Origin of the sequence: Luteolibacter sp. Populi (assembly GCF_040801775.1) — a bacterium.
Lineage (GTDB): Bacteria > Verrucomicrobiota > Verrucomicrobiia > Verrucomicrobiales > Akkermansiaceae > Haloferula.
Map to the genome: position 1 here is coordinate 1,530,693 of NZ_CP161812.1, position 24,099 is coordinate 1,554,791.

Consider the following 24,099-nt stretch of genomic DNA (forward strand, 5'->3'; position numbering starts at 1 on the left):
TGCGGCCCCCTTCTTTGCGGATGCCGTGAAGCCCGCGTGAAAAAGAGGTAATTCCTTGGCCCCGGGCGTATTTCCACCTTTCCCCCTACCGCCATCTGTCTGTTAGCGTCCGCTCGTGAATCCCGATATCCGCTCCCTCATCGACAACGCCTTCACCGGCGGTGCCAGCGACGTCTTCTTGATGGAGGGCGAACGGCCCCGGGTGCGGAGCGACGGGGATATCGTGATCGCCCACGGCGGGCCGGTCTCGCGGGAGGACATCGCGGAGATCTGGACGACTTGTAACTGCGATCCGACCAAGGAAAGCGACGGCGATTCCAGCATCCAAATCGAGGGCGTCGGCCGCCTGCGCTCGAACATGTATCGCTCGCTCGGCCGCCTGGCGGTGGCCCTCCGCCCGATCAAGAAAGAGATCCCCACCTTCGACGAACTCGGCCTGCCCGGGGACATGCTGGCCTCCTGGATGCAGCGGCGCTCCGGCCTGGTCGTGGTCTGCGGCCCTACCGGCTCGGGGAAATCGACCACCATCGCGGCCTGCCTGCAGTGGGTGAACCGCAACCAGCCCCGCCATATCGTCACCATCGAGGACCCGATCGAGTACCTCTTCCAGAATGAGCGCGCCCTGTTCTCGCAGCGCGAGGTGCGGCGCGATACCGATAACTTCCACGTCGCCCTCCGGGCCGCGCTGCGGCAGAACCCGGATATCATCCTCTTCGGCGAGATCCGCGATGCCGAGACCGCCTTCACCGCCTTGCGCGCTGCGGAAACCGGCCACCTGGTGATTTCCACGCTCCACGGATCCGGCGTCGCCGGGGTGCCGACCGCGATGGAGCGCCTCCACCGCATCCTGAGCGACTCCGGCAGCGCCGGCGCGGCCAGCCTGCTTTCCCACCAATTGGTCGGGGCGATCGCCCAGCAGCTCCTGCCGCGGATCGACGGCGGGGTGGTGGCGGTGCTGGAATACTTCGAAAACGGCGGTGCTACACGCAAATGGATCGAGGAAGGGCGTTATGATGAGATCAAGGACTTCCTCAACAAGGCCAACGAAGAGGCCGGCTGCTCTTTCCTGCGCTACCTGATCGCGGCGACGCGGCAGGGCATCATCGATCCGGCGATCGCCCGCAGCGCGACCGACCGGCCGCAGGATTTTGATCGCGCCATGCGCGGCATTTCATAAGTTTTACCTACAAGCATCGTGAGCCAAGTACGCGAAATCACCGATTATCTCCGCCAGACCGTCGAGGCCGGCGGATCCGACCTCCACCTCTCCGCTTGGGCTCCGCCCGCGGCACGGGTCGGGGGCGTCCTGGCCCCGCTGGAAGACTTCCTGCTGGATCCCGAAACGGTCCGGCGGTTGATCCTGGACACCCTGTCCGAAGCGCAGCGGGCCACCCTGGAGCAGACCTGGGAGCTCGACTACGCGCTACAGCTTGAAGGCGTCGGGCGATTCCGTGGCAACGTCCACGTCGCCCGCGGCTCGATCGAGGCGGCCTTCCGCCACATCCCGCAAGAAATCCCCGAACTCGGCGAACTGGGCCACCATGCGGTGGTTCACGACATCTGCCAGCTCCGCCGCGGCCTGGTGCTGGTCACCGGCATCACCGGCTCCGGCAAGTCCACCACCCTGGCGGCGATGATCCGGCGGATCTCGGAAAACCGTTCCGGCGTGATCGTGACCATCGAGGACCCGATCGAGTTCGTCTTCCAGCACTCGAGCTGCCTGATCAAGCAGCGCGAGGTCGGCGCGGATACCAAGGGTTTCGCGATCGCCCTGCGCCAGGCGCTGCGCCAGGATCCGGACGTCGTCGTGGTCTCGGAATTGCGGGACCTGGAGACCATCCGCATCGCCCTGACTGCCGCGGAAACGGGTCACCTGGTGCTGGCCACCCTGCATACCGTGGACGCGCCGCAATCGATCGACCGTCTGGTAGACGTTTTCCCGCCCGACCAGCAGCCGCAGATCATCACCCAGCTTTCCGGGGTCTTGGAAGCAATCGTCTCGCAACGCTTGGTCCAGCGCGCCGATGGCCGCGGCCGGATCCTCGCCTCCGAGGTCCTGCGCGCCAGCCACGGGATCCGCGCCTGTATCCGCGAGCGCAAGCTCGAGCAAATCGTCGGCCTCATGGAGATCGGCTTCAAGGACGGCTCGCGGACGATCGACCAGACCATCCAATCCCTGCTGGAGAACGGCTTCATCACGCGTGAAGAGGCCCTCTTCAACTGCCGCGAGAAGCGCAATTTCCCCGAGGAACCCAATCCCTCCTCCGAAGCGAAGAAACCAAAATCAATCTGGACCTGATGGACCCCCGCGCAGTCACCACCCTCAAGCTGGCCCTCTTCGCGTTGGTCGCGTTCGTGCTCGGCGGCTTCATCCTGAAGCATATCAAGCTCCAGAAGAAGATCGACAAGCTCACCGCCGAAATGCGCGTGCTGGTTTCCGATACCAGCTTCTACCGCTCACCCACCGTCGAGAGCGCCCACGGCACCCTGTTCAAGGGCATCGCCATGATCGAGGATGCGAAAAAGCTCGGGCTCGATCCGATCAACTACTTCGATACCGTCTTCGGACACGACAAGAAGGATAACAAGGTGGGCCTCGACGACGAGTTCGACGAATTCCCCGCCCGCGAGAAACTGGCCCGCGAGACCCTGCTCCGCGCCTACCAGCAGGCAGAGCACTTCAAGTTCCTGGATAGCCCGGAGTATATCGAATCCCTGCGCGCCGGTGAAATGCCGCCCGTGGTGCCGAAGCCGGTGGTGGCCTGCATCATCGATCCTTCGCTCTCGCCGGGCATGGAAAAGATCGTGGCGAACCTGGAACTGCGGTCCGCCGTCAGGACTCCGGGCCCTCCCAATGATCTCGAAGTCGCCGCGGCCAAAAATCTGTCCTCCGATCTCTACAGCTCGCATGTCATCGAGAGCGATGCCGACAGCCGCATCGCCCGGCACTATGACAAGCGCGAGCCGGTGAAAACCGAGCCGAAGCCCGCGCCAAAGCCCGCCCCGAAGGAAGAGGAACCGGTGAAGGAAGAACCGGCGAAAGAGGAAGCTGCGAAGGAGGAGACCGAACCGTAGGCCAAGAGCGGTCCAACCGTCCCACACGGGCGAGCGGCCGGTTGGCCCTCTCCCTCCGAATCAGGAAGCCGGAGAGAAGTTATCCCTCCGTCACGGCGTGTCATTGTTACTCCAACTAAGATATTGACCGTCACGGAATATTCTTCAGCGTGGTAGCGCGTTTGAAACCGCTACACACGATGAAATCCAACCTATTCCTCAAATCCATCCGCGGGGGACTTGCCCTCGCCGCCATCGTCCTCGTTTCCACTGCCACAACTCAAGCGGCTGGCGGTCCGAAAGCCTACCGTTTCACCGCAAGTGTCGGCAACACTTCCGGTGCCTCGCTGACGATCGATCATCCGGCTTTCAACGGGAAGGCAAACGTGAAACCGGTCCTCACCCAATTCTGGGACGGGGTTTACAACGCGCATCCGGTCGGCTTCCGCTATGATACGGAAGCTGCGAAATGGGTGATCGAAAACGAGGACGGCGCGGCGATGCCTGCAGGGGCGAATTTCAACGTCCTGGTCGCCCCCGGCACCAAGCAACTGCTGTGCTCACCGGCCAATACCTTCTCCAATCGCAGCTTCACCCTCGTCGGGAAGGGCAAGCCCGATGCCCTGCTGCTGGCCAGCCACGTGATTAACCCCGTCAAGGGCATGCCCGGAATCCGGCTCACAAGCTTCTTCGGCACCTTCTTCGAAGAGGAAGAAGATGGCGCTCCCTACTCCGGGAAATGGACCATTTACAATGAAGGCGGTGTTCTTGCCGGCAATCTTGGCCCGGTCGGCTTCAACATCGCGGACGTGACTAAACTCAAATTCGCCAAAGTTCCCGCCGCATTCGAGTTCGTCGCCACCGTCGACAATATCGGTGGCCACTTCGCGACGATCACCAATCCGCTGACCGATGGCAAACCCGCCGCGGCGGTCTTCGTCAAACACCGCTATCGCACCGGTGCTTCCAGCTATCTGAACGAGGAAGTAGCGGTCTTTTACGAAGGCGGAAAGTGGCTGATCTTCAATGAAGACGGAACCGCCATGCCCCCGAACACGGCCTTCGTGGTAGCCGTGGTTCCGACGGTCACGCCCTGAGCGACGCAGGTTTTCCAAAGCCGCCGGGAGATCGCTCTCTCCCGGCGGCTTTTTTGTTCCCGCCACAAGCCCTGCCGGACGCTCGATCCGCCCTCTCCCGAGGCCCGGAAAAGCAGCCTTATCCGCACCAAAAGCGCGCCCGGTTTCAAAAAAGAAGGGTGTTGACCTGCCTCAAAATCAACGGGTAGGAAGCCCGTTGCGGCCGACACCGCGACATATGAAAACACACTCGTTCCTCCATTCCACCTGGTGCAAGAATCTCGCTTTGGGCCTTGTGTCCGCAGCCTTCGTCGCAACCTCCTCCGCCAAGGCTGCCGGCGCGCCCAAGGTCTTCCGCGTCACTGCCGCGGCGGCCAATACGAGCGGCAGCATATTGACCATCGACAATCCCGCGCTCAACGGCAAGCCGACACTCCGCCTGATCGTCACGCAGTACTTCACGGGCGTCTACAACCCGCATGCAGTGGGCGTGAACTACAATGTCACTCTCAAGAAATGGCAGATCTTCAACGAGGACAACGCAGACCTCCCGGTGAATGCCAATTTCAACGTGATGATCGCCCCGACCGCCAAGCGGGTCAGCGTGACGCCGACCAACTCGCACGGCGTTCTGGCCTTCTTCCCGACCCAGAAAGGTAATGCCGCCGCGAATCTTCTGGTGACCCACTTGGCCAATCCGGTCCTGACCCTCGACAGCGTGATCCAGCCGAACAACGTCTCGCTGTATTATATCCCTGCGACGGGTCCGGCGAGGCCCTACTCCGGCCGCTGGTCTATCTATCAGGACAATACCGAGGCTAACATCGCCGCGGTTTACAATGTGGCCGACGTGACCAACCTCAAGGTCGCCAAGACCCCCATTTCCTTCCGCCACAGTGCGGTGGATGCCAATACCACCGACCTCGAAACCACGATCACCAATCCCCTGACCGATGGCAAACCGGACGCGGTCCTTTTCATCCAACATGTCTTTACCCCCACGGCGGCCGAGAATGTGGATGAAGTGCTCGGCGTGCGCTATGCAGATGGCAAGTGGAAGATCCTCACCCAGGACCAGACCGACAAGCTTTCGCCGGCGGACTTCAACGTCGTGGCCTTCCCGGCGGTTACCCCTTGACGATCCCGGGGCCCGACCTTTGCGCGGGAAACGGCAATCGCAGCAATTAACGCAAGTTGCTCGAATCAACCAAGGGAAGGGTGCATGGCTTGCCATGCACCCTTCTCTGAAGTTTGGCCCCTGACTAGACACCCTCGCGGATTTGCTTCACGCCCTTGTCCGGACTGCTTGATTTTACTGGACTCTTATCTAGTTAATCGACTAGTATTGCCGGCATGGGATTTCCCACCAAAGTCCAGCTCATCAGCCGCCAGGCCAGCGAACAGTACCTACATCAATTTCCCTTCCGCCGTCGCCCAAGCCATGGAGTTTTCCAAGGGCGAGGCCGTCGAGTGGATCATCGCCGACAAGGGCCATCTCATCCTCGCCCGCAAGGAAGTCCCGCCCGACCCTGTCGACGTCCAAAAAAAAACGCGCCGCTCCTGAGCGACGGGCTCAACGGCCTGCTCCAATCCTCGGCCATGGCTGCCACCGGCACCCCGTCCTGTGCCGCGCTGCTCCACGGCCACATGCTCGGCGTGCTCCTCGGCCAGTCCCGCGCCACGGTCACCAATCTAATCTGCAGCCGCGGCGGCCAGCACCACGACTGGTCCGCCGACTACCGGCTCTATTCGCGCGGCCGCGTCGATGAAGCGGTCCTCTTCGGCCGGGCCCGCGACGCCTTGCTCGACGCGCTCCCCGCCGGCGAGCCGCTGGTCGCCGCCATCGACGACACCATCGTGCGCAAGACCGGCAGGAAGATCCACGGCAGCGGCTGGAAGCGCGACCCGCTCGGGCCGGCCTTCCAGACCAACCTCGTCCACGCCCGGCGCTACCTGCAGATCTCCGCCGCCTGGCCCCTGGAAGACGGCGGCGCGCGGATGGTGCCCGTCGGCTTCCATCACGCGCCGACCCCGCGCAAGCCCGGCAAGGACGCCACCCCGGCACGGTTGAAAGATCACCGCGAGGCCCTCAAGCAGCACAATCTCAACCGCGTGGCCTTGGAGCATGTCGGCGGGCTGCGCCGCGATATCCCGGACGGCCGCCATCTGGTCCTGTGCGGCGACGGCAGTTTCACCAACAAGGCGGTCCTGCGCGGCCTGCCGGACGGCTGCACCTACATCGGGCGCACCCGCAAGGACACCGCCCTCCACCACCCGCCGGAGCCGCCCGTCCCCGGAGCCACCGGCCGGCCGCCACGCTACGGCAAGAAAGCCCCGACTCCCGAAGAACTCCGCCAGGACGATAGCGTGCCCTGGCAGATCATCACGGCCCACGCCGCGGGCAAGCGCCATGACTTCCGCGTCAAGACCTGCGGTCCGGTCCTGTGGCCCAAGGCCGGGCCGGGCGTCATGCTGCGCCTGGTGGTCATCGCCCCGCTCGCCTACCGCCTCAAGAAGGGCTCGCGGCTCCTCTACCGCGAGCCCGCCTATCTGCTTTGCACCGATCCGGACCTGCCTCTGGAAAAGCTGCTGCAATATTACCTCTGGCGCTGGGGCATCGAGGTGAACTTCCGCGAGGAAAAGACCCTCCTCGGCACGGGCGAGGCACAAGTCCGCACCGCCGCTTCCAACCGGCACCTGCCCGCGGTCACCGTCGCCGCCTACTCGCTGCTGTGGATCGCGGCCTTGCAGTGCCACGCCGCGGGAGACGGGGACCGCCCGCGCAGCCTCGCCCCGCCGAAGTGGCGCAAGGACCGCCCGGACGGAATGCTTCCCGCCACCGGCGAACTCCAGCGCCTCTTGCGTTACGAGATCTGGGCCGGGGCGCTGCGGCCGGGGACTTTCCACCGCTTCGTGACACGCCGCCCTCCGGACGCGAGCGCGCCGGAACCCCGCCCCGCCCTGGCGGCCACCCTCTTCGCCGCGGCCTGACCAAGCACCGCCGCGGGAAGGCCGGGGCAAATCTGTTAGATCGGCGTCCAACGCGGGCCAAACTCCAGTCGCGGCTCGGAGAGCCGGGCTACTTCGAAAAACAAAAAACCGGCACCGTCTTAATCCCCCCGGATTGACGGTGCCGGTCTCATGAGCCGGGCTAGAAAAATAGCGCCCGACGCGGCTTCAGAGGCGTGCCTGGATCCCCCGATCCCGGCCGAATAGCCCGTGATGCCAATGGCTGGAAAGCTGCAGGGATGACGGCGCTATCAGTCCCCCGACCAATAACGCGCCGTTCCCTGGGGTGCGGTATCCGGACAGACGGCACAGGAGGCGGAATCCGGCGCGGCAAGTCCCCCGACCTGCTTTTGCTTGAGTGATCCCAACCCTGTCAGCCGTTCCCCCCGTCCGGGGTTCCACATGCTGGAAGGAGGCGGCAGTCTGGCGATTGAGTTCGCCATGTGCCGCTTGTTCCCGACTTGCCGTGCCCCGCACTCCGCTCAGCAGCACTTCCCCCGAAGTGCGGGTCCTGAGTTGAAGATCGGGGAGGCTCGTCATTACTGAACCAATCGCAATCGGGATCCCCGGATTTCCAAAATTACCGAGAAATTTTTAAAGAACGATGATCAGGCTAGCCGGATCCTTTGGAAATCAGTGATTCCCGGGGTTCTCAAAAATTCGCATTAATTCCGAAGTGGGTGCGATTTTCCGAATCGTCGAGCCGCCAGCCGTGGTCAAGGCGCAGGTCGAGGTGGTCGAGCAGCCGCATGCGCAGGCCGAGGCCGCTGCTGGAGAGCGAGGAGGACGGGCCCCCGCGGCGGCTTTCGAGGCCGGCGTGGTCGAAGAAGCCGAGCACGCGGAAATCGCAGCCCTTCACCGGCGAGATCAGGGGCGAGAGCAGCTCGAAGGATCCCTGCCAGCCGCTGTCCCCGGCGAATTCGCGCTCGGCGGTGCCGCGGACGGTCTGGTAGCCGCCGGCGGAGAATTGCTCCGCCGGCAGCAGGCGGGAATCGGCGAGCTGGGCGGTGCCGCGGAAGCGGAGTTGCCAGTCCGCGCCGGGCGTCCACCAGCCCTCGCCACTGAGGCGGCCGAAGAAGTAGCTGGAATCCGACGCCGGATCGTAGGCCTTGAAGGCGGCATCGTCGTTGTTCCCGCTAACGTTTCCCGGGGCGGCGTAGAGCGAGCTTTCGAAGGACGCGCCGCCGTTTTCCCAAGAGCGGGCGAGTTCGTGGCTGAGCTTGCCGTGAAAGAGCACCACCTCCCCCGGCGAGACCGAGCCGCCGCCGAAGAGCAGGAATTGGTCGGTGCCTTTCAGTTCAAAGCCACCGCCGAGAGTCTGCCGCCAACCGAAGACCGCGGGCAGCGGGACCTTTTGTTGCGCGGCGAGCGACCAGGACGAGCCCTCGCTCTCCAGCGGGATGCCAGCCGAGGAGTAGCGCGACTGGACCTCGGCGTAGGCGGCATCGAGCTGCAGGAGCTGGTGGCTGCCGTGGAAGGGAATCTCCCAGCGCAGGGCATTTGCGAGCAACGAGGAAGCAGGCGTGCCGACGACGGTCTGCCAGGCCACCAGGTGCTCGCCCGGGGTCCAGCCGACGACGCCCAATAGAAAGCGATCGCGGCCGAGCAGGTCCGGGCCGCTGTTTTCATAACCGGTGGTCACCCGCCAAGGCTTGGTTTCCTCGAAGGCGATCAGCAGGTCGGCGGTGGCGGTCTCGCTGCCGGGGGAGACGAAAAGCCGCGGGTGACGGAAGGCGGTGCGGCCATACCATGCGACCTGCTCGTCGATCTCCGCACGGCGGACGGGACTGCCGCGGCGCAGCAGCAGGCCCTTTTGAATCTTGTCGGGATTCCCGTATTTCGGACGGGAGAGGCCGATCTCCCCGTAGCGGCCGATTTCGACCGAGAGCCGGAGCTCGCCTTTCAAGAGATCCTGCTCCGGGGCCTCGACGATGACCACCGGGTAGCCCTCGCGATCGTAATGGATCAGTATCTCATCGGCCAGGGAAGCAAGCCCGCCGGTGGTGAGCGGCCGGCCCCGCCATGGAGCGAGCCGGGCGGAAAGGATGCGGGGCGACGGGACCTTCAGCCCAGCAGAAGCGGCAAGCCCGGGAGCGAGGTCCGCTTCCGCGGTGCCGCCAGGCGTGACGAGCACGATGCGATCGATGTGGCGGGCCAAGACTTCGCCGCCCGCTTGGGCATCGCTTTGGGCGCGGACCGGTGGCAGCGATTCGACCGGAGCCGCTTGCGGGACGCGCGGCTCCACGCCGGGCAGCGATTGGCCGCGGGCGGAAGCAAGCAGGGCGATGACAAGCAGCAGGCGCAATGGGTCTCGCCATTGCTTAGCAAATCCTTGCTATCAAGGCAAAGCCAAACAGATAGATAAATCTTAAAAGGAAAAGAAGTCAGGATCTGTTTATTTTTAGAATTTCCAGCTTCCAGCCCCTTGGAACCATTAGGTTTTTAAGACTTTAAAGGCAGTTATTAGATTGATTACAAAAGCTGGACAATGGGCCCAAAAGTTAGTTAGAGATCCGCGTAGCCACCCATTGTCGTGAATCAATTCCCTTCCCATGCCCTTTCCGGATTCATCCGGCTCATGCTTTGCACGCCCGTCTTAGCGGGTGCGCAAGCGGTGATTCCGATGGGCCCGAATGGTGACATTGCCAATGCCGGTTGGGCGCAGTCGCGCCTCAATGATGGCAGCAATATTGAGAGCCGAGCTTTCTCTTATCCGGTGACCACGAAGAAGGTGCGGCTCTACCTCGTGGATACGGCGGTCAAGCAGACGACCACTTGGGGCACGTGGTTCAAGCGGAATCCGAAGCTGACGATTGCCCTGAACAAACGGGTCAATAGCGGCAACTCCGCAACGTGGTCGCACGGCACGAAGATGCTTTCGATCATCGCCGGCCCGGAGACAGGCGTGGCGCTCGGCACCCCCATCGAAGTGGTGGTGTGGGACATCTACATGGGCACTGACAGCGCGCCCCGGACCGACTCCGGCTCGATCATCGTCGCCCTGGACCAGATCCGCTTGCATCACCTGACGGCGGCCACCCGCATGCCCGGGGTGATCTGTCTGGCAAGCGGTTCCTTCACCGCCGCCCAAAGCGCCGGCATGGAAGACGCGATGAACCGGATGCTTTCCGCCGGACTGACAGTCGTCGTCTCTGCTGGCAATTCGAATGCGGATGCCGGCAGCTACGTTCCTTCCGCTTACGGTGTGAAGCCCGGGGTGATCTGTGTGGGTGCCAGCGGCCTGAACAACCAGAGGTTTCCCACTTCGAACTACGGCCCGGCTGTTGATCTCTACGCTCCGGGCGAGGATGTGCGCGCGCTGAGATACTCGGCTCCAAAAACCGGGGTCTACGATTATATGGACGGCACGAGTCCGGCCTGTGCCTTGACCGCCGCCGCCGCCTTGGTCGAGCTTTCGAAGTACCCCACGCTGACTCCGGCGCAGGTGGAAGCGAATTTGCGGGCTGCCGCTTACCCCGCCGCTGGCACCCCTGCCCCGCTATTGCAGGTGGAGGCTCAGCCGGAAGTGGATAGCGACGGCGATGGTGCCACGGACGTGCTGGAAGAATTCTTCGGCTCCGCCACTGCCAATCCCGCAGTGTTGCCGCTACCGCCCGCAGTGGCCGCTGGCAACGGCCAGATCGCCATCTCCTTCAAGATGGCCGCGGATCTTTTCAATCCAGCCGATCCCTTCGTCCTGACCAACGGCGGGACTTGGGGGGTACAGTATTCTGAAGACCTCGATATTTGGCAGGACATGACCGGCACACCTGTTGCGGGGACTGCGGTGGATGGAATGCTTCCGATGAGCTTCACGACGCCCTCGGCGACACCGAAGGGGTATCTGAGGGTTCTGGTGAATACTCCTCCGGTGGCAGCACCTTGAGCGGTAGCGGAACGACGCAGTCGTTCCGCTACAGGAAAGCCGCTTGCCCTTTTAAAGGTCGCGTGCCCGACCTCACAAGTTCGCCAACACGGCGTCGCCCATCCCGGTCGTCCCGACCTTGATCTCGCCCGCGGCACCGGTCGCGATGTCACCGGTGCGGAAGCCGTCGTCGATCGCCTTCGCCACCGCCGCCTCGATCGCCGCAGCCGCCTCGTTCTCGCCGAGCGAGAAGCGCAGCAGCATCGCCGCCGAGAGGATCTGCGCGATCGGATTCGCGACGCCCTTGCCGGCGATGTCCGGAGCCGAGCCGCCGGACGGTTCGTACATCCCGAAGTAGAGTCCGCCGTCCTTCTGCTTGCCGAGCGAGGCGCTCGGCAGCATCCCGAGCGAGCCCGAGATCATCGCCATCTCATCGGAGAGGATATCGCCGAAGAGATTCTCCGTGACCAGCACGTCGAAGGAATCCGGCCGCCGCACCAGCTGCATGGCCGCGTTATCGACATAGAGGTGGCTGAGCTCCACCTCCGGGAAATCCTTGGCCACGACCACGGCGGTCTCGCGCCACAGCACGGAAGTCGCCAGCACGTTCGCCTTATCCACCGATACCAAGCGCTTGCCACGGCCCATGGCCGCGGTGAAGGCAACCCGCAGAATCCGGTCGATCTCGCTCTGGCGGTAGATCATCGTGTCGAAGGCCACCGGTTCGCCATCGCGCTCCTCGCGGCCCTTCGGCTGGCCGAAGTAGACGCCGCCGGTCAGCTCGCGCACGCAGAGCACATCGAAGCCATTCGGAATCAGCTCGTTCTTCACCGGGGAAGCATGGGTCAGCGAGGGCAGGCAGACGCCCGGCCGCAGGTTGGCGAAGAGCCCGAAATGCTTGCGCAGGGGCAGCAGCGCGCCGCGTTCCGGCTGGATGTCCGGCGGCAGCTTCTCCCACTTCGGCCCGCCCACGGAGCCGAACAAAATCCCGTCGCTCGCCTCGCAGGCCGCGATCGTTTCCGGCGGCAGCGGATGGCCGGTCGCATCGATCGCAGCGCCACCGACCAAGCGCTCTTCGCGGGTGGTGGTGAATCCGAATTTCGCCTCGACCGCGTCCAGGACGCGGAGGCCTTCGATCATGACTTCCGGGCCAATTCCGTCGCCGGAAAGAACTGCAATGCGGTAGCTGCGAGACATGGGACGGCGACGCTAGGGCGCGGATTTCGCTCCGCCAAGTGCGGAACGCGCCCATTTCCCGCCGACTTAATGGGCAATCGTCTGGGTGCCGGCTGCCGTTCGTGTTCGGCCTGCTGTTCGCCATCGGGAGCACGTACGGCACGTGGGTCAGCGTCGGGCGAACTCGTCCTGGAAGGTAAAGCCCGGGCTCAAGCGTCTCCCTCCGACGGCTCCCATTCCTCGTAGCCAGCATCCCCGCCCTCCGCGTCTTCCTTGATCTTGCGCTCCCAGATGTAGCGGCGGAAGAGCACCTTCACCGCCGCTGTCAGCGGCACCGCCAGCAGGGCCCCCACGAAGCCGCCGAGGATCAGCGACCAGAAGAGCATCGAGAAAATCACCGTCATCGGGTGCAGCCCTACCGAGTCCCCCACGATCTTCGGCGCGGTCACCAGCGAGTTGATCTGCTGCACGATCACGAAGATCGCCACCACTGCGCCCACGTAGGCCCAGGGATTCGAGCCCAGCCAGCCTTGGTTCTCCGGCACGCTGAAGTGGAACCATGCCAGCACGCAGGCCGGGATCAGCGTGATGATATTGCCGATGTAGGGAATGATCCCCAGCACCGCCATCAGGATCCCGACCAGCAAGCCGAGCGGCAGTCCGAAGATCGTCAACGCGATCCCCACCAACATGCCATCGATGAAGGCCACCAGCACCTGGCCGCGGAAGAAGGAGATCAGGTAGCGGTTGATCTCGGTGAGCGTCTCGATCAGTTCGGTTTTGAAGCGCGAGGCTTTCAGCGGCACGTAGTCATGCCAGTGTTCCTTGATCGCCGCGCTCTCGTTCAGGATGTAGTAGAGGTAGATCGGCACCATCAGGAAGCCGAGTGCCAGACCCAGGAAGCCCAGCACCTTGCCGGCGCCGCCCTTGATCCAGCCGAAAATTTCGTCGAAATACCCCTTCGCATCAGCAAAAACCTTGGTGTTGCGCAATTCGATGGGCGGATCCACCGGCTTGCCGGTCTTGGCCAGATCAAGCTGGGCAATGATCTTCTCCTCCTGCTCGAGGTTCTTTTTCTCGTCGTTGGTCTTGGGCGGAGCGAGCAAGGGATCGATGAAGGGCTTCGCCCAGTCGTTCTTGTTCCGGTAATCGATGAGACCGTAGACCATCACCTTGTCGAAGGAGTCCTTGGAAGCGTTGGAGTCCTTGGCGGTAGCTTGCTGCGCCTCGATCTGGGACTGCGCATTGGCGGCCATCGCCACGCGTTGCGCCTGGAATTCCCGGATCTGCCCGCCGACCAGCGGGATCATGATGCCGATCAAGCCCGCCACAAGCAACGTGAAGGTCGCGAACACCGAGACCACCGACCAGCGCCGCGAGAACCCGCGCTTCTGGAACAGCCGCACCACCGGGTCCAGCAGGTAGGCCGTGATCGCGGCGACTGCCAAGGGCACCAGCACCGGCTGCAGGAAGCCGAAGATCTTCCCGACCAGCCAGATCAGCCCGACAATCAGCGCGCCGAGAATCAGGATCGAGACACCGGTGGCCGCATTCCACAGGGTGCGGAGCTGGAATCGGGTCGGGTAGCGCGCCATCGGGGCGAGTCTCTAGCAGAGATCCCGCCAGCAAGGCATGGGAAAATCACCGCGGGATTCGAAGAGCCTCCCCTTGGGGGATTTTCCAACTCAGAGTCTGGAAACGGCATCGGCCACCGCGCCGGCCACGCGGACCTCTTGATCCGGGATCTTCGCGGAGTGCACCTCGTTGCCTTCGGCGTCATAGGCGGTGATCGTGTCGGTCGTGAAATCCACCACGACCTTCGAGCCGGACAGCGCCAGGGCGGTCTCGCGGTTCGAGGCGCTGCGGAAGGCGGAAATTTCAAAGCTGCCGGATTTCTCGATCGCGGACTGCAGCGCTGCATTCCGGCCGACGAAGCAGATTCCGGGACCCTCGCTGGCAGCACCGGCGAGATTGGCACCGCGGAAAGTCTCTTGCCGGCTCGGGCCGGAAAGCATCGGCACGCCGATTCCCAACAGTACGACTGCCGTGGCGGCAAGGCCGAAGCCGGGCGTCGCGAGGAAGGTGCGCGCTTTCCCGAAGAGAGAAACAGGCCGGGCAATCACGACCGACTTGGGCGCGAAACGTGCCAGCAAATCGTCCGCAAGTCCGGCAGGCATCGGCGGGGCTTGTTCCTGGCCGTGCGCGGGCAGGCTGCGCATCAGAAGATTGCGGGTGGAATGGAGGTGGGGAGGGAGATCCATGGCTTCAATGTTCCAATCGCATTCGCGAAGGTCAGATTTTCAAAATACTAAGTTTTCCCTGATTTTTTCCAGAGCCGTCTTCACCATGTCGTCGATCGCACGGCGGCGGGTGGAGAGCGAGCCCTTGATTCCCAGTTTGGTGCAGACCTGGTTGTTCCGGATGAGATCCTGGATCGTCGCCGTCTGGGCCACATAGAGAGCGTAGACAAGCTGCCACTCGATGGAACTCAGCGCCTCCTGACAGTCCTTGTAGATCTTTTCAAAGGTGACAGCCGCGGAGGCCGCATCCTCGAATTGCAGCGGTCGTTCGGAATCGCCGGTCAGCGCGTCGAAGCTTTCGCCGGCATTCGGTTGGTTCTTCTGCGCGCCGCGGCGGCGGAACCAATCGATCGCCCGGAATTGGACGATCCGTGTGTGCAGCGGGATGATCTCCTCGAAGACCGTCGGCTCCTGGATGGGAGTCCGGTGGCTGGCTTCGCGCTCGCGCACCAATTCCGCCAAGGTCTCGATGAAAACGTCTTCCGCGTCGTGGCCCTTGATGCCGCGCTTGCTCAGCGTGGCCAGCGCCAGCGGACGCAGCATGCCCGGCAGGCGATTCCATTCGGCATCGTGATAGCCGCGCTCCGGGTGCACCCGCTGCAGGCGGTCCAGATCGAGATTCTGCGGATAGCGGCGGTCCGCCGGATCGTGGTGAAGCTGGGGATTGGCCACCTTGCGGCGCTCGCCGGCGACCAGATCGCGGGTTGCCTCCGTGGTCTCCTCGATCACCCGCGCGGTGAATTCCGCTTCACCCGGGATCCTCTCGAAATCCATCGTCACGTTCCGCATCACCCGCTCCGCGATCTCGGCGGCGCGTTCCTCCGACAAGAGCACACCTTCCACCGGCCGACGGGCGCGGTGCCAGCAGGCTTCCCAGCACTTTTCCAAGTGCCTCTGGGGTGTTGCGGGGGACATTGGGGACAGCGGAATGTAATAAAAACCAAAAAAGAATGCTTTGCAAGCCTCTTAGTATTCCTTATTTTAAAAAAGAACGAGCGGTCGCCATCGTCCCACCGATTCCGCATCGACATGAAAACCAGCCTGCTGTCCCTTGCCGGGTTCTTCCCGGCCGTCCTTATCGCGCCCCTGTGCGCCCAGTCCCCCGGTGCTATCGTGATCACCACTCCCGGATCCGCCACGTGGATCGAGGAGATCACACCCACTGGTACACGCACGATTTTCTCGATCGGCGCGAATAGCATTTTTCAATGGAATGACGGCTTCTCCCTGACGCCGGGTAGCGAACTCGTATTCGACTTCCTCGGCGGCGATTCGGTCGTGAACGTCCTCGGCGGCAATGGCGTGAATTTCATCGGCGGCAATGTCACTTCGAATGGCAATGTCTCCTTCGTCTCCCCGCAGGCGGACCTCCTGGTCTCCGGAAACATCGCCGCCAAGTCGGTGACGCTCACGACCTTGAACGTCGATCCCGGCGCTCTGCTCAGCGCTGGCAACGTGACCTTCTCAGGGAATCCCGCGAGCGCGACCGGCCTCACTATCACCGGCAGCATCCGCGCCACCGGTGGCGATATCGTCCTGAGCGGCCAGCGCGTCACCGTGACGGACACCGCCACGCTCCATGCCAAGGGCTCAGCGATGATCGCCGGCGGCAGCGTGGTCCAGCTCGACCGCAACTCCGCGACCCGCAAGCTGAAGGCGACCAGCGGCGATGGCTTCGTCTACCACCTCGGCAATACCAAGGCCGGCCGCATCGAAGTGGCCGCCGGCGCCGACTTCGTCCATAAGGGTCGCCTCGACGCCCCCCGGATCTTCCTGGAAGTCGGGCAGAACGGCAAGATTCTCAAGGAATCCGGCGGCATCCTCGTCGGCCAGGTGACGCTGAACGGCGTCATCCAGAAGGGCGTGGAAGGCAAGCCGCACGAAGGGGATGCCACCTCATCCCTGAGCCCATCCACTCTCAAGATGCCCGCGATCAAGCGGCCCGACGGCAGCACCGTCAGCGCATCACGCACGGTGGTCAGCAATGTCCCCGTCTCCGCCAGCGCCGATACCGCCCGCGACCGCAAGTCCGCCGGCGGCAGCGTCGCCAGCCGCGCCAAGGGTTCTTCCAAGCAGCCGATGCTGCAGCGTGCTTCCTTCTTCGGCATGCGCGGCGGCAGCGAGCCGGTGAAAGCGGACAAGCGATGACCGGCGCAAGCGACTGAGGCCGGAGAGGGCCGGTGGAAGTGTCGACCTGGAGACTCCTTTAACGCCACCGATCCATCGCATACCGGTAGATCCGCCCTTGCAACCCGGGGTTCATCTGCATCATGGAATGAACGACCTGCGGGTCATAGAAGCTGTCGTCCTCCGGATTGAAGAAGATCCAGCCACCGGGCACTGGTCGGGCGCGCAGGCCGAGCGGTTCCGCGATATAGGACTCCACTTCCTCCGCCGTCATGGAGTCCCGCAGCAGCCGCAGGAAGTCCGTGCAGGTGATCTGCCAGCCGGTGTTTCCGAGCTCAATCACGTGGTCGCGCTGCATGTCGAACCGCTTCCCGCAGCCCGGACATTGCGAGGGCATTCCGAGTTTGAAATAGAGTTCGGAGAAGCTGTGCCGGCAGCAGGGACAGACGACGTTCATGGATGCGGGTCACTCCCTTTTCTCCTCTTCCCCCAAATCCGCGCTCCCAAGAATACCAGCAACGGCAGGGCCACCCAAGCCTTCTGCCAAGGCGAGCCGCTCTTCCTCACCACAATCACCCCGCCGGTTTCGAGCGGTGTGTTCTGGCTCATCACGAAGGGGCCGTATCTCAGTACCCGCGGCCTCGAAGCCGGCTTCATCCTCCGCCGTCGTGAGGAACTCGCGCTGGCATTGCCAGAGGGCCTGTCCCGGCCGGTCGGAGGCCACCGCCAGGCGGTAAAAGCGCTCCATGAACTCCGGCGTCGAGCGGTCCGAAACCGGCCACAAGGCCACTGCGATCTCACGCGCACCCGCCAGGGCGAAGCCGCGCCGCAGGCCTAACAGCCCTTCCCCCGATACCGCCGTGCCCGCTCCCGATTCGCAGGAGGATAGCGTGACGAGGCGCGTGCCGTGCAGCGGCAGCTTCGCGACCTCCGCCGGAAACAGCACGTCATCGGTCCCGGAGAGCATCGGGCTGTTAGGTCCGCGCATGGCCGCTGCGTGCAAGAGCAGTCCACCGGAATAGAGCAGATCCGCATTCTCATCGAAGTCCATCACCCCGCCCGCCGGTTGGTGGCCGGGCAGGAAGAAGGCGTGCGAGCCGAGGTGCAAGACCGCGGGAGCGGGATTCAAGTGGACCAACGCCGCCTCCGTCGCCTCGCCATCGCGCAGGAAGCTCGAGCCGCGCGGGGCAACCTCGCGGATCCGCCGTGCTTCGTCCGCCGTGCCGGGCATCGAGTCGAGACCCGCCAGCAAGTTGAGCAGGCGGTCCTCGCCCGGATCCTGCTGCGACTTCGGAAACTCCGAGACGCCGAACACGGTCCACGGGCTCGATCCCAAGCGCAGCGGCGACGGCGTGCCCGCCAAGTCCCGCGCGCTGGTCACCGTCACGACCTGCAGATGGCGAGTGCAGAGCGGTTGCATCGAACTGTCCAAGAGAGCCGCCAGCGGCAGGAAATGGAGGGCTCCGTCCGGTGAGAAGGCCACGTGCTCGGTCCCCGCCGGCAACTCCCGCGCGATCGCTTCCCAATAGCCATCGTAGAGAGAGCGCAGAACGCTGCGCAGCGTGAGCGTGGGCGCGGGAGATTTCTTCCCGGCGAGTTCGCTGGCCCGCCAGCCCAAGCGCTTGCGGAAGGCCTCCAGCCAGCGGTCGAGGTCCGCGGCATTACCCAGCGGCACCCACTTCGGCGGCCCCTCCGGCAGCAGCACGATCGCCCCGTAACGCATCTCCGCTTCGGGATCGGAACTCAGGTAGCGGCAGGCATCCACGAAGGCGCTGCCCGGCTTCAGGGTCTTCTGGATCGTCTCCCAGGCCGGAGCTACGGCATGCGTCGTAGTTCCCTCCTCGAGCATCGCATCGAGCAGGCGCGCCTTGGTCGCCGCCAGCACTTGCGCAATCCGCCGGGCATCGCCGGTGGCGCAGGGCAGCGAGACCAGATCGAGCCGCTGCAAGAAGTTCAGCCGCTCCTGCTCGCTGCCGTGGCGGATCATCTCATCGAGCAATTCGAGGCCGATCCCGGTAGCGCGGTCGATCTCCGCCGCCGCATCGCTTTCCCCCGCCAGCAGCGAGTTGCGGGCGAGATTGCGCGCCGTCTCCGCGACCCGCAGGTGGACCCGTGGCAGGTGCTTCGCTTGCAGTTCCGCGGCGCGGCGCAGGTGCAGGCCCGCGCTCTTGAAGTCGCCCGCAGCCTGCTCCGCGCAGCCGAGATTGTTGAGCGGCCGGATCAAGGCCGCATCGTCCTTGCGACCGCCCGCTTCCAGCAGCTTGAGCGATTCGCCGAACGACGCCGCCGCTTCCGCCGCCTTCCCCTGGGATAAATCGAGCGCGCCGAGGTTGTTCAGGTAAGGCTCGGCCCGGAATGCGACCCGCGGATCGTGATACAATTCGCGGGCCTTTTCTGCGGCTTTCTCCATCCCGCTGCGTGCCTCGTCCAGCTTGCCGAGGCGGAGTTCCGCCAGCGCCAACTGGCTGCCCAAGGTCAGCCGCAGTTCCGGATCGTCGAACTTCAGGGCCAGCGCCTCGCGGCAGGCCGCCGCCGCGCGGGAGTGGCTGCCCAGCGTGTGCAGATAGCGGCCCAGATAGCCGAGACGGCGGGCCCGCGCCAGATGGTCCGTGGCCGGCGTGCCCGACAGCGCCTCTTCTAACAGACCACCCGCTTCCGCATATCGGCCCTGGATCAAAAGATTCAGCGCGAGGTGATCCCGCCCCTGTGCCAGCGAGGGCTCGCGCTGCTCCGGCGGCAAGGTTTCGCGCAGCGCCACGACCTTGCGCAGATCCTCCCCGGCCGCCGCCACCGCGCCGAGATCCTGGCGGGTCAGCGCCAGTGCTTCGAGCGCATCAGCCTGCGCCGAGGGCCCGGCCGCGGCCAGCCGTTGCAGGGCTTCCTCCAGATGTGGCAGCGCTTCGTCCAGCTTGCCCAATCCGCGCTCGACGATTCCCAGCCCGTGCAAAGTCTCGCCGTAGTTCAGCGCGTCCTCGCTGCTGCCACTTTTCTCCCACGCCGCCTTCCACTCCGCCGCGACGCCTTCCAATTCCGTTTCGGTGGCCGCCAGATCCCCCGCCTCATCCGCCGCCGCGACCAAAAGGCAGGCGGGGAGCAAGAGCAAACGGAGGAGCGACGAGAGCATCGGAATCGGCGAAGCGGGCAATATCCATATCCATCCCCCGCCTGCGCCCTGCATGGTCTCTTAAACGGCCCTGATAATCAAGCACGGGCCGCCTTCCCACAGTGATCTCCCCGGCCGACTTACTTTGACCAATTTTCGACGGTGAGTCCGCTCACCCGATTGAACTCTTTCACGTTGTTCGTCACCAAGGTCGCCCCGAAGGCGATCGCATGGGCCGCGATAAGAGTGTCTAGCGGTCCGATGGGAAGCCCCTTTGCTTCAAGGGAATCCCGCACGACACCGTAGTGGTGCACGCAATCCACCGGATCGAAGGCCAAAGTCTCGAAAGGCAAGAGAGCCTGCGTAAACGTCATCCGATGGGTCTCGTAGCGCCCGCTCTTCCGGGCACCGTACTCCAATTCGGCAACCGAGATCGCGGAGAGCGCGATCCGGTGTTGCCGACGTTGCTCCTCCTTGCATCGTTTCAGGATCTTGGAAGCAACTGCTTTCAGAGCGGCCTCCCGATCCGTCCGAGGCTTCTCGATACCCGTCCCTCGCAAAAGAAGAATGAATGTGTCGGTGTCGAGCAGGTAGTTCATCCCGCTCCTCCCGTGAAGTCGCGAACTTGCGGGGTCGTCCGGTCACGGCTTTCCATGGCCTCGAAAAAATCACCTGGCAGCGCTCGGCACGCCTCCTGGAAAGCCTCCCAAGGATCTTGTTCGGTGATGAACAGACCACCCGGCACCCGGGTGATCTGAACCTCTGATCCACTGACGCGGAACTCCTTTGGCAGCCGGATGGCTTGGCTGCGGCCATTCATAAAAACCTTCGCGGGAGTGCTCATTCCAAAAGGTATATACCAAATGGTAGATCGCAAGTCAACCCGCGGCCTTCTCTTTCCCTCCAATCCCACGGCACACCCACCTCAAACACACCACCCCCACACATGCCCCCACCCCTGCCAACAAGGGCCTAGCCTCCGTGGGGAACAACAGGAAAAAGCCCTTACCCTTGATCAGCGCCGAGTAGCTGGACACACAGAAGGGAAAGAGGAAGAGCCGGATCTTCGTCCACCGCTCCTGCTTTTGCCCGGGAGCCATGGTCGCGAAAACCAGGCCGCAGCCGATCAATCCCGCGATTCCAAGAGCCGAGAGCCACAACACCAGCGAGGGCTCGAAATAGAACGGCACGATCGCCAGGTACCACGCGAGGTAGCACCATAACACCAGCTTCGGAATGCTCAGGCGAGCGAAGTAAGCGATCATGACAACTCGCCGGCGCGCAGGGTCCCTTGATTCAGGGCCGCGATCCCGCCCCAGGCCAAGGAGTGCCGCAGCGTCTCCCCCAGATACTCCTTCGCACCCGCTACCGCCTCGTGAAGATCCTGCCCTTGCGCGAGCAAGGCGGCGATCGCCGCGGACAGCGTGCAACCGGTGCCGTGCGAGGCCGCGCCTTCGATCCGCGGCGCGCGCAGCCACTCGGGCAGCCCGTCGTCCCACAGCAGATCACCGCATTCAGGCAGACCGAGATGGCCACCCTTGAGCAACACGGCGCAACCGTGCCGCGCGGAGAGTTCCGCCGCCGCACGCTCCATCGCCGGCTCATCGCGCACCGCCCCCCCCCACAGCACCTCCGCCTCATCGAGGTTCGGGGTGATGATCGTCGCCAGCGGAAACAGCCGCTCCTTGTAAGCGGCGATCGCGTTCTCCTCTAACAAAGGATCACCGGTCGAGGCGATCATCACCGGATCGATCACCAGCGGGATGCCAGGGTACCCGGAAAGGATCTCGGTCACGGCGACGATGTGCGCCTTGGAAAACAGCATGCCGGTCTTGATCGCCGCCACCGGAAAGGCCTCCAGCAGCACCCGCAACTGGTCCTGCAAGATGGCCGGCGGCACCGCGTGGACCGAGCGGACGATCACCGGCGTCTCCGCCACCACACAGGTCACCGCCGTCAGCCCGTACACTCCGAAGTACTGGAAAGTCTTCAGATCCGCTTGCAAGCCCGCGCCGCCGGAGCAATCGGAACCGGCGATGGTCAGCACGACCGGGGGAGAGAGAGGCATGCCGCATTCTGAAAGACCCGCCGACCCAAGCAAAGTGCAAAGCAATCCGGCATCGACAGCCGGACCGGGGAAGGCTGGCATGAGGGCATGGACAGCACCCCTCCCCTTCCGGCTTCCGGCGGGCCGCCGCCTTTCCCTCCGGCGCCGGGACCCGGCACCTTCGAGCCCGGTGCGGTCAAGGTCTTCGGCGTCATGCACCTCATCTTCGCGGCGATGGGCTTGTTCTGGGGTCTCTACAGTCTGTTCTCGCCCTTCCTCGCCCATCTTTTCGTCTCGCCCAAGGATCCGAGTTATGAGCTCCAGATGAAACTCCAAGCCGACCTCAAGTGGGTCAACCTTGGCACCGGGGTCATGGTCCTGGTGCTGGCCGGGCTGATGCTGGTCGCCGGCCTCAAGCTCATCCGGTCCGATCCGGACGGCGTGAAATGGTCCATCCTCTACGCTTGGATTTCGATCGCCTCGAAGATTATCTCCGCCATCGTGGGCGTGTTGGTAGTCGTCCCTGCCACCAAGGCCATGATGCGCGGCGTATTCGAGTCCAGCGGAATGCCCGCCGGCATGGGCGGGCAGATGGCCTCCATCATGGACACGATGATGTCGGTCAGCGGCGTCGCCTCGCCGCTCATCTCCTGCACCTATCCCGCGCTGGTGATCTACTTCTTCACCCGTCCGGGGGTCAAGGCGTGGTGCGCGGCGCTGCGGCCAAGTGCTTCTTGAGGATCCGTTTCACCTCCACCTCCGCTGCGGGGCAATTCTGCACGCTGTGCCCCGCGGGAACGATGCATTCGCTCTCCACTCCATTAAGATGGGAGGACCAGTAGGGCACGATGCCGTCCGAACTATCCGGCGTATCTCCCCTGCCCCGGTCGCCGATCACCGAGTGAACCTTCAGGCCATCGCGAAAGGGCTGCCTGTCCATCGCCTTGTAAGCGGGATAGCCGGGCGATAGCGAGCCGACGCTGGTAAACCAGCCCTTGGAAGAACTCTGCCCGCTGGTCGTCAAGCTGCCCAGATCGTTCAAGGTGAAGTCGATCAGGTTCACCGTCATGGTCTTCGGCAGCCGGATCAGGTTCCTGATCCAGGTGGAGAAGAAGCGGTCCGCCATCGGCGAACCGCGGTGCGGCGCAGCCATGAAAATCACCCGGTCGGGCGGCTTGAGCGGCTCATACATCGTCAGCAGGCGTACCGCCTCGCGCAGGTTCTTGTTCGTCGTGACCTGATCGAGCGGCCGATCCTGGAAGGCGCGATAGAGCGCGTCGCCCGGCTTCATCAGCGAGGCATGCGAGATCACCCCGCCCATCGAATGGCCGATCACCACCATCTTCTCCCACTTGTCGGTCGGACCGCTCTTGCGGGCGAAGCGGTCGGCCTTCGTCATCGCCAGGCGGAAAAGCGCGGCACTGTAGAGCCAGTTGTTCCCGGTCGGGTAACTGTAGAACCAGACCTGGTAGTTGTCGCGGAACCATGGCTCGCGGTTGAGCTCGTTGTAGAGCCGCTTGAAGGCACCGGGGCTGGAGTTCAGGCCATGCACCATCACCACCGGGATCCGTTTCGGATCGTAGGGAGAGGAAACGTAGAGCGCCGTCTCATCACTGAAGCGGCTCGGCAGGAAGACCTTCTCCAGATCGAAGTCGTCGAGGTTGCTCATGCTCCAGTAGAGCGCGGACGGTGCGGACCAATCCGCGGCCAGCGGGATCTTGCGGGCCCCGCGCGGCTCTTCCTTCGCCTTGCCGGGATAGGAAAAAACCCATTCCGGGGATCTGCCCGCCGGAAATCTCAAGACCGCCGTGAGATTGAGCGGCACCCCGGTGGGCGGCTCGAATTCCCAGCGTGGCTTGCCTTCCTCCGCAGTCTTCTTCCAACCGACCACCGGTACGCCGATGCCGCCAGCCACGTGGCGGGTGCCGATCGCGGCGGTCGAAATGGCCGATGCCGGCAGCAGCGCGTCGAGATCCGCCAGATGAATCCCCGCGCCCAGCGAGCGCGATTCGTCAATCGTCGTGCCCAGTGCCGCGGCCTTCGCATGGATGGTCCCGGGACCGCAGTGGAGATGGTCGAAGAGCTTCGCCACCGCACCGTTGTAGGCCGCCAGCGCCGCCGGATCGGGCGAATCTGACAGCGCCTGCCAGGATCGCCGCGCATCCTCCAACATCACCGAGGTGTCCCCCCGCGATCCCCGCGGGATCGCGCGGCATTGCGGTGCCGAGGGCGTGCCGCACTGGGTCAGCACCAGCACCGCCGCCAAGCCGGACACGCGAAGCAAATTCATGCCCGCCATCGCATCGTGGGAAGCCTGGCAGGGCAATGGCAATCGTGTGACC

At 64.0% G+C, this 24,099-nt stretch carries 22 protein-coding genes; 10 read left to right on the forward strand and 12 right to left on the reverse strand.

Annotation, left to right across the window (positions count from 1 at the left end; genetic code table 11):
* Nucleotides 1-115: 115 nt before the first annotated feature.
* The 7 genes from ABWK72_RS05990 to ABWK72_RS06020 all read left to right on the forward strand — a co-directional run bounded on the left by ABWK72_RS05990 (nucleotide 116) and on the right by ABWK72_RS06020 (nucleotide 7,121).
* Complete coding sequence (locus tag ABWK72_RS05990) at nucleotides 116-1,177, forward strand: type IV pilus twitching motility protein PilT (protein WP_367873874.1); 1,062 nt, start codon at nucleotides 116-118, stop codon at nucleotides 1,175-1,177.
* Between the two features lie 18 nt (nucleotides 1,178-1,195).
* Entirely contained in the window at nucleotides 1,196-2,299 is a 1,104-nt protein-coding gene (locus tag ABWK72_RS05995; RefSeq protein WP_367873875.1) for a type IV pilus twitching motility protein PilT, read from the forward strand.
* Complete coding sequence (locus ABWK72_RS06000; RefSeq protein ID WP_367873876.1) at nucleotides 2,299-3,075, forward strand: hypothetical protein; 777 nt, start codon at nucleotides 2,299-2,301, stop codon at nucleotides 3,073-3,075. Before ABWK72_RS05995 ends, ABWK72_RS06000 begins: the two co-directional genes overlap by 1 nt.
* 179 nt (nucleotides 3,076-3,254) lie before the next feature.
* On the forward strand, nucleotides 3,255-4,151 hold the full coding sequence (locus tag ABWK72_RS06005) for a hypothetical protein (protein ID WP_367873877.1): 897 nt from the start codon (nucleotides 3,255-3,257) through the stop codon (nucleotides 4,149-4,151).
* 217 nt (nucleotides 4,152-4,368) lie between these two features.
* Nucleotides 4,369-5,268, forward strand: a complete 900-nt coding sequence (locus tag ABWK72_RS06010; RefSeq protein ID WP_367873878.1) for a hypothetical protein — start codon at nucleotides 4,369-4,371, stop codon at nucleotides 5,266-5,268.
* Between the two features lie 303 nt (nucleotides 5,269-5,571).
* On the forward strand, nucleotides 5,572-5,694 hold the full coding sequence (locus tag ABWK72_RS06015; RefSeq protein WP_367873879.1) for a hypothetical protein: 123 nt from the start codon (nucleotides 5,572-5,574) through the stop codon (nucleotides 5,692-5,694).
* A 35-nt stretch (nucleotides 5,695-5,729) separates the two neighbouring features.
* On the forward strand, nucleotides 5,730-7,121 hold the full coding sequence (locus ABWK72_RS06020) for a transposase (protein ID WP_367873880.1): 1,392 nt from the start codon (nucleotides 5,730-5,732) through the stop codon (nucleotides 7,119-7,121).
* A gap of 670 nt (nucleotides 7,122-7,791) precedes the next feature.
* Here ABWK72_RS06020 and ABWK72_RS06025 read toward each other — a convergent pair.
* The gene (locus ABWK72_RS06025) at nucleotides 7,792-9,444 is read right to left on the reverse strand and encodes a ShlB/FhaC/HecB family hemolysin secretion/activation protein (protein WP_367873881.1); all 1,653 of its coding nucleotides are present in this window, start codon (nucleotides 9,442-9,444) and stop codon (nucleotides 7,792-7,794) included.
* Between the two features lie 273 nt (nucleotides 9,445-9,717).
* On the opposite strand from ABWK72_RS06025, the gene ABWK72_RS06030 reads away from it, so the two are divergent.
* The gene (locus tag ABWK72_RS06030; RefSeq protein WP_367873882.1) at nucleotides 9,718-11,025 is read left to right on the forward strand and encodes a S8 family serine peptidase; all 1,308 of its coding nucleotides are present in this window, start codon (nucleotides 9,718-9,720) and stop codon (nucleotides 11,023-11,025) included.
* A 72-nt stretch (nucleotides 11,026-11,097) separates the two neighbouring features.
* On the opposite strand, the gene leuB is transcribed toward ABWK72_RS06030, so the two are convergent.
* From leuB to ABWK72_RS06050, 4 genes are all read right to left on the reverse strand, one after another.
* Nucleotides 11,098-12,201 carry a 3-isopropylmalate dehydrogenase gene (leuB, locus tag ABWK72_RS06035; protein WP_367873883.1) on the reverse strand — a complete coding sequence of 368 codons (1,104 nt, stop codon included), beginning with the start codon at nucleotides 12,199-12,201 and terminating at the stop codon, nucleotides 11,098-11,100.
* Nucleotides 12,202-12,389: 188 nt separating this feature from the next.
* A complete protein-coding gene (locus ABWK72_RS06040; RefSeq protein ID WP_367873884.1) occupies nucleotides 12,390-13,775 on the reverse strand; it encodes an AI-2E family transporter in 1,386 nt (461 codons plus the stop codon).
* 90 nt (nucleotides 13,776-13,865) lie between these two features.
* Nucleotides 13,866-14,441, reverse strand: a complete 576-nt coding sequence (locus tag ABWK72_RS06045) for a hypothetical protein (protein ID WP_367873885.1) — start codon at nucleotides 14,439-14,441, stop codon at nucleotides 13,866-13,868.
* Nucleotides 14,442-14,480: 39 nt separating this feature from the next.
* On the reverse strand, nucleotides 14,481-15,395 hold the full coding sequence (locus tag ABWK72_RS06050) for a hypothetical protein (RefSeq protein ID WP_367873886.1): 915 nt from the start codon (nucleotides 15,393-15,395) through the stop codon (nucleotides 14,481-14,483).
* A gap of 114 nt (nucleotides 15,396-15,509) precedes the next feature.
* On the opposite strand from ABWK72_RS06050, the gene ABWK72_RS06055 reads away from it, so the two are divergent.
* Complete coding sequence (locus ABWK72_RS06055; RefSeq protein WP_367873887.1) at nucleotides 15,510-16,628, forward strand: hypothetical protein; 1,119 nt, start codon at nucleotides 15,510-15,512, stop codon at nucleotides 16,626-16,628.
* A gap of 58 nt (nucleotides 16,629-16,686) precedes the next feature.
* Here ABWK72_RS06055 and ABWK72_RS06060 read toward each other — a convergent pair whose 3' ends face one another.
* The 6 genes from ABWK72_RS06060 to thiD all read right to left on the reverse strand — a co-directional run bounded on the left by ABWK72_RS06060 (nucleotide 16,687) and on the right by thiD (nucleotide 21,778).
* Nucleotides 16,687-17,064: a hypothetical protein gene (locus ABWK72_RS06060; RefSeq protein ID WP_367873888.1), complete on the reverse strand. Its 378-nt coding sequence runs from the start codon at nucleotides 17,062-17,064 to the stop codon at nucleotides 16,687-16,689.
* Between the two features lie 9 nt (nucleotides 17,065-17,073).
* On the reverse strand, nucleotides 17,074-19,731 hold the full coding sequence (locus ABWK72_RS06065; RefSeq protein ID WP_367873889.1) for a CHAT domain-containing protein: 2,658 nt from the start codon (nucleotides 19,729-19,731) through the stop codon (nucleotides 17,074-17,076).
* A gap of 119 nt (nucleotides 19,732-19,850) precedes the next feature.
* Nucleotides 19,851-20,309, reverse strand: a complete 459-nt coding sequence (locus ABWK72_RS06070; RefSeq protein ID WP_367873890.1) for a PIN domain-containing protein — start codon at nucleotides 20,307-20,309, stop codon at nucleotides 19,851-19,853.
* Entirely contained in the window at nucleotides 20,306-20,554 is a 249-nt protein-coding gene (locus ABWK72_RS06075) for an antitoxin (protein WP_367873891.1), read from the reverse strand. The genes ABWK72_RS06070 and ABWK72_RS06075 overlap by 4 nt, the downstream gene beginning before the upstream one ends.
* 34 nt (nucleotides 20,555-20,588) lie before the next feature.
* A complete protein-coding gene (locus tag ABWK72_RS06080) occupies nucleotides 20,589-20,975 on the reverse strand; it encodes a hypothetical protein (RefSeq protein ID WP_367873892.1) in 387 nt (128 codons plus the stop codon).
* Nucleotides 20,972-21,778: a bifunctional hydroxymethylpyrimidine kinase/phosphomethylpyrimidine kinase gene (gene thiD, locus ABWK72_RS06085; protein WP_367873893.1), complete on the reverse strand. Its 807-nt coding sequence runs from the start codon at nucleotides 21,776-21,778 to the stop codon at nucleotides 20,972-20,974. Before thiD ends, ABWK72_RS06080 begins: the two co-directional genes overlap by 4 nt.
* A gap of 87 nt (nucleotides 21,779-21,865) precedes the next feature.
* On the opposite strand from thiD, the gene ABWK72_RS06090 reads away from it, so the two are divergent.
* On the forward strand, nucleotides 21,866-22,495 hold the full coding sequence (locus ABWK72_RS06090) for a hypothetical protein (protein ID WP_367873894.1): 630 nt from the start codon (nucleotides 21,866-21,868) through the stop codon (nucleotides 22,493-22,495).
* Here the strand turns inward: ABWK72_RS06090 and ABWK72_RS06095 are convergent.
* On the reverse strand, nucleotides 22,455-24,047 hold the full coding sequence (locus ABWK72_RS06095) for an esterase/lipase family protein (RefSeq protein ID WP_367873895.1): 1,593 nt from the start codon (nucleotides 24,045-24,047) through the stop codon (nucleotides 22,455-22,457). The two genes, ABWK72_RS06090 and ABWK72_RS06095, sit on opposite strands and share 41 nt — an antisense overlap.
* Nucleotides 24,048-24,099 lie beyond the last annotated feature (52 nt).